Here is a 1260-nt window from a genome sequence, read left to right as displayed (position 1 = left end):
CGTCACGACGCGTTGAGCGCCCGACAATCCTCCGTCTTCCAGCCGATGGTAATCGCTGTGCCCGGCTCGAGCTGCACCAGGCCTTCCGAGTTCGGCAGCTTGACCACGAAATCATCATGGCTGTACAGCGAGACCCGAGCGCGCACATGATCACCGAGATAGATCAGCTCTGTAACCCGCGCGCTGAAGACATTGGGCAGCGAGCCTGGCACCGGGTTTAACTGTACGCGTTCCGGCCGCAGCGACAGCACGGTCGGCCGGCCGACCGCCTCGACATTGATCGCCAGCGCCTGCACATTGCCCGCGCCCGCAATCTCCACGTTGCAGGTCGTGCCATTCATCGCCACGACCTTGCCGTGCAGTTGATTGTTCTCGCCGATGAACTGGGCAACGAAGGCGCTCTGCGGCCGCTCGTACAGCTCGGCGGGCGCGGCGAGCTGCTGGATCACTCCGTCGTTGAACACCGCTATGCGGTCCGACATGGTCAGCGCCTCGCCCTGGTCATGCGTCACATAAACCATGGTGACGCCGAGATCCTCATGGATATGCTTGATCTCGAGCTGCATCTGCTCGCGCAACTGCTTGTCCAGCGCGCCGAGCGGCTCGTCCATCAGCACGAGCTTCGGATCGAAGACGAGGGCGCGGGCAAGCGCGACGCGCTGCTGCTGCCCACCGGAAAGCTGGCCGGGCCGGCGCTTGCCATAAGCACCGAGCCGGACCATGTCGAGCGCCCGCTTGATCCTGGCCTCGATCTCGGCCTTGGCAAGCTTGCGCACCTTGAGCGGGAAGGCGAGGTTCTCCTCCACGGTCATATGCGGAAAAAGCGCGTAGCTCTGGAACACCATGCCGATGTCGCGCTTGTGCGGGGGCATGTTGTCGATCGAGCGCCCCTCCAGAAGGATCGAGCCGTGGGTGGGCACCTCGAAGCCCGCGAGCATCATAAGGGTCGTCGTCTTGCCGGAGCCGGAAGGCCCCAGCATGGTCAAGAACTCACCCCGGGCAATGTCCAGGTTCAGATTCTTAACGACCAGCGTTTCGCCGTCGTAAGTCTTCTGTACGTCGGAAAACTTCACAAAGGCATTGTTCTTGCCTGACATCGCTCCTCTCTCCGGCCCTGACGCTCCTCCCGCGATTGCGGCGTCGCCGACCATCAGACCACCATGCTCTTTCTTCACGGATTGCAGCCTCTTGCGTGCGCGGTCAAGATCGCTGGGATCGGCCCGCATGAGGCGCGTGCGATTGATCAAATGGCGCATTGTT

The 1260-nt window shown here is 62.5% G+C and carries 1 protein-coding gene; it reads right to left on the bottom strand.

The genetic code is table 11. The features are described from left to right. Positions 1-2 precede the first annotated feature (2 nt). Positions 3-1097, bottom strand: a complete 1095-nt coding sequence (locus tag H8B02_RS47305; RefSeq protein ID WP_229172515.1) for an ABC transporter ATP-binding protein — start codon at positions 1095-1097, stop codon at positions 3-5. Positions 1098-1260 lie beyond the last annotated feature (163 nt).

The organism is Bradyrhizobium altum, from assembly GCF_020889705.1.
Lineage (GTDB): Bacteria > Pseudomonadota > Alphaproteobacteria > Rhizobiales > Xanthobacteraceae > Bradyrhizobium > Bradyrhizobium altum.
The sequence above is the reverse complement of the archived record's forward strand: the minus strand, read 5'-3'. Positions and strand labels throughout refer to the sequence as shown.